This is a genomic window from Roseibium sp. RKSG952, from assembly GCF_009711355.1.
Genome location: NZ_SMMF01000653.1, coordinates 1 through 3,236, shown reverse-complemented (window position 1 = coordinate 3,236; position 3,236 = coordinate 1). Strand labels below are relative to the sequence as shown.

Below are 3,236 nucleotides of genomic sequence, written 5' to 3'. Positions count from 1 at the left end.
GGCGTGTGATCTTGTGCTCGGAAATTTGGGTCAGCACCCCGCCTGACTTCGTGGGCAACTATTCGAAAACCGCGACCTATTTCAGAAACCAAATACCAATCTCGAAGGCGGCGGTGTCTAGATCGTGCATATCGGAGTTACCTGATAGTTCGATTCCTTGCCAAACATCAACCTGTCCGGCGAATTGAGTGCCGTTCCAGAGATCGACGTGGCCGGAGGCATCGCTGAAATTGGCATGGTAGAGGATGATACCAGTACGCGTAGGCAGGGTCACAGCATCCCCGGGCTTCTTACTCATGCCCCAGGATTGATCGCCCAGGAGGCCCTTAAGGTAGCTGTGCATTGATCGGACCCGAAGGATAATGTTCCGCCCGTCACCCGTGACCGCTTCCCTGGCACTGTCCGGAATAAGATGCCCCGCTCCGTTAAGGGCGGCTGAAGTGCGAACGGCACAGGTGTTGCGGTAACTGGGGTTGTCGACAAGAGACGGCCATTCGCCTCCTAATGAGTTGTAAAAGCTCTCTCTGTCACTACGTGGGTATGCTGACCAGAGCGCGTTGAAGCTTGGGCGGGTGGCGGACGAGGCTGCCCATGAAAGACCCGGGGCAACAAGGCCTTGCATTGCTAGGCCAAGTGCAGCGCCGCAAACCACGTGACGTCGGTCAATGCGGGCCGACGGCTCCTGTTTTTCTTCTAAATTCGTTCTTTTAAATATTTGGGTCATAAAAACTCCTCCTTCGCTAAAACTATAACGAGTATACAGGCATTGAAACAATTTTTTCTATTCGAAAAGCGGGACGGACACGATTAAACAGGGAGAGGACGCAGAACAGACATGGGTCGACAAGGATCCCATTTTCGGCGATTGGATCCTGAACGTGGTTAGCCCTACTGCAGTCCGTTTGGGGCAATCGAGTAAATCTTGATACCTCGCTGTGCGAGGCGCACTCTTGACTCCTCCCTGAAGGAAGAGGTTTGCCGCGCTTCAGGGTTAAATAAGGACGGATTTGTCCCACTCGAACGTCATGTTCTCACGTCCGAACCCACGCGGGTTGCACAGGACGCGGCATTTGCCGATCCGATAGTCGAACGTCTTATGTACATGACCGTGAATCCACGCGTCAGGGCCGTGCCTTTTGATCACTTCCGTCAGATCGGAAACGTACCATGCGTTGGAGACGGCACCTTGATGTTCGTTGGAAATAGACTGCGGAGACGGACCGTAGTGACTGACGACCACTTTTCTTTCGCAGGGGGTGAGCGACAACGCCTCCTTGATCCGCGCGAGGCTGCGCTCGTGGATCGCTTTCGCGTCGGTGGGCGTGAACAGACGCTCTTCCTCGCCGAAACGGCCGAATGCGATCTTCCTGAAGTCTAGACCTTCCTTGGAGGCCTCCAGCATGACTTCTTTGACGTAACGTTTTTCGAAGAGCGAGAAATCAGTGAAGAGCGTTGCCCCTACGAAGAGAACGTCGCCGACCACGGCCGTCTGCCCGTCGGTGAGAACGGACACATGAGGATGCCGCGCGGCGCGTTGGAGCATGGCACTTCTGGATTTCTGGTAGACCTGATCCCAGTACTCGTGATTTCCTGGAACGAAGATGATTGGCATGCTAATCTTGGAGGCTAAATAATCGACGGACTCCGGTCCGCCCAGAACATCTCCTGCGACGACGCATACGTCAGCGTTCTCCGGCGGGTAACCGTAGGGCATGTCATCATCCTGGACATCCGCGTGCACATCACTGAAATACCAAATTTTGATCTTCTTCAATTGAATTCCGTTTCCGTCCGCCTGAATCTTGGAGAAGCGCAGATAATGGCTTCAAAACGCCATTTTGTCAACATTATATTTTTCCGAAACCCCGTAGCGGCACTTGTCCATTCTTGTAATTCCAGAAGGTGTCCGCCCTGCCCTCATGCATCTGCTGGCCTCTCGCGTCGCTTTGATCATGGCGAGGGGTCGATGGAGAGGACGCTGTTCAGGCGACCCTCCTCTCTTGTCGTCGCGCGTGTTCGCGGATCATGTCCCCTAGGAAAGCATCCGCAGCCTCCGCTGCGTCGCTGTCGATTTCGATGCCGACAGCCGCGCAGGCGTGAGCCGCAACCCTTACATGGTCGTCCGGGCCGACGCGATCTGCGGCCAGTGCAAAGGCATCACCGAGTCTTCTTGCGTCGAGTCCCTTCCTGTCCCAGACGGACTTGTAAAAGGAAGCTGTATCTCTCAACCAACGATCGACGGTGTCCCTACGGAAAACGGGGTCCGTGTAGCGAGGAAGCCGGGTCACGCTCACGCCTCCCGAAGGGGTGAGCCGAAGTTCATCATGGCGGTGATGAAGGCCTCGTAGGCGTTGACGACATGGGCGAGTTTAACGCTCGTGTCACCGAAATGGGAGCCGGTGTGGACCAAAAAAATCGTCTTCTGAGAGAAGTCGTCGATCGCGAATTCGGCGACGCCGCACTCGCTTTCCTTGTAAATCACACCTTCCGGATCGCCGTGTTGCTCGAGGCACGCGCGCCAGAGACCTGCGGCCTTGCGGACAATATGCATAACATCGACGACTTCTTCCTGGTTTTCGCCGGCGGTGTCGGCATCCACGCCGTAGCCATGGTTGCAGAGGATGAACTCGTCGATAGAGCGCTCCCCGTTGTCCGGTCGGGCGCTAAATTTCGTATCGCCCCATCGGGAGTCCTGATAGCGGCGCTCGCTCGTTATGGCTTCGGTGATGTCTGCGAAAGTCGGCATGCGAGGTCCCTCCGTAAACAATTTTGAAGATGTTGACATCGAATCCTTAGCTCGTCAATGATTGTAGAAGGATTCATTTTCGCCAATGTGGCGACGATGAAGGATTGAGTAACAATGAGTTCGAAAGGAGGCCGATATGAGAGCCGAGGACATGATGGCCGAGGCCGCGAGTCAAAATGAATGGGATCAGGATGATGTCGACGAGATGCTGTCGGAGTTCGCGCAGGCCGAAGGGGTTTCGCAGGATTCTGTTCTGAGCGACATCGACGCGTCGGGCGGTCACGGCCGCTTCGCGGATTTCCTGTCTACGCGCGCCTTGATGGGGTCCGCCTTCGATCTCGATGTCTGAGGGCGCGGAGTAGAAAAAAGCCCGCGTCGCAGCCTCCTCGACGCGGGCCTTGTCAGGCAGGCCATCAGATCATTCGAAGACCACTTACTTTAAAGTGATGGCCGACAAATCCGGAGCAAGCCGCAGAGATGCGGCAGGTGA

Annotated in this window: 5 protein-coding genes; 1 reads left to right on the top strand and 4 read right to left on the bottom strand. The window is 55.6% G+C overall.

Going from position 1 to position 3,236, the window contains the following annotated elements; translation table 11 throughout:
- Positions 1–76 precede the first annotated feature (76 nt).
- The 4 genes from E1297_RS03370 to E1297_RS03355 all read right to left on the bottom strand — a co-directional run bounded on the left by E1297_RS03370 (position 77) and on the right by E1297_RS03355 (position 2,746).
- Complete coding sequence (locus E1297_RS03370; RefSeq protein ID WP_155133868.1) at positions 77–724, bottom strand: T6SS effector amidase Tae4 family protein; 648 nt, start codon at positions 722–724, stop codon at positions 77–79.
- A 267-nt stretch (positions 725–991) separates the two neighbouring features.
- Positions 992–1,774, bottom strand: a complete 783-nt coding sequence (locus E1297_RS03365; protein ID WP_196223171.1) for a metallophosphoesterase — start codon at positions 1,772–1,774, stop codon at positions 992–994.
- A 208-nt stretch (positions 1,775–1,982) separates the two neighbouring features.
- Positions 1,983–2,288, bottom strand: a complete 306-nt coding sequence (locus tag E1297_RS03360) for a hypothetical protein (RefSeq protein WP_155133862.1) — start codon at positions 2,286–2,288, stop codon at positions 1,983–1,985.
- A gap of 2 nt (positions 2,289–2,290) precedes the next feature.
- Positions 2,291–2,746, bottom strand: a complete 456-nt coding sequence (locus E1297_RS03355) for a hypothetical protein (protein ID WP_155133859.1) — start codon at positions 2,744–2,746, stop codon at positions 2,291–2,293.
- Positions 2,747–2,882: 136 nt separating this feature from the next.
- On the opposite strand from E1297_RS03355, the gene E1297_RS03350 reads away from it, so the two are divergent.
- Positions 2,883–3,095: a hypothetical protein gene (locus tag E1297_RS03350; protein WP_155133856.1), complete on the top strand. Its 213-nt coding sequence runs from the start codon at positions 2,883–2,885 to the stop codon at positions 3,093–3,095.
- Positions 3,096–3,236: the final 141 nt, after the last annotated feature.

Bases quoted from the DNA above. Each gene is read 5' to 3' on its own strand.
- E1297_RS03355 (WP_155133859.1), bottom strand. From the start codon at position 2,746: ATGCCGACTTTCGCAGACATCACCGAAGCCATAACGAGCGAGCGCCGC.
- E1297_RS03350 (WP_155133856.1), top strand. From the start codon at position 2,883: ATGAGAGCCGAGGACATGATGGCCGAGGCCGCGAGTCAAAATGAATGG.
- E1297_RS03370 (WP_155133868.1), bottom strand. From the start codon at position 724: ATGACCCAAATATTTAAAAGAACGAATTTAGAAGAAAAACAGGAGCCG.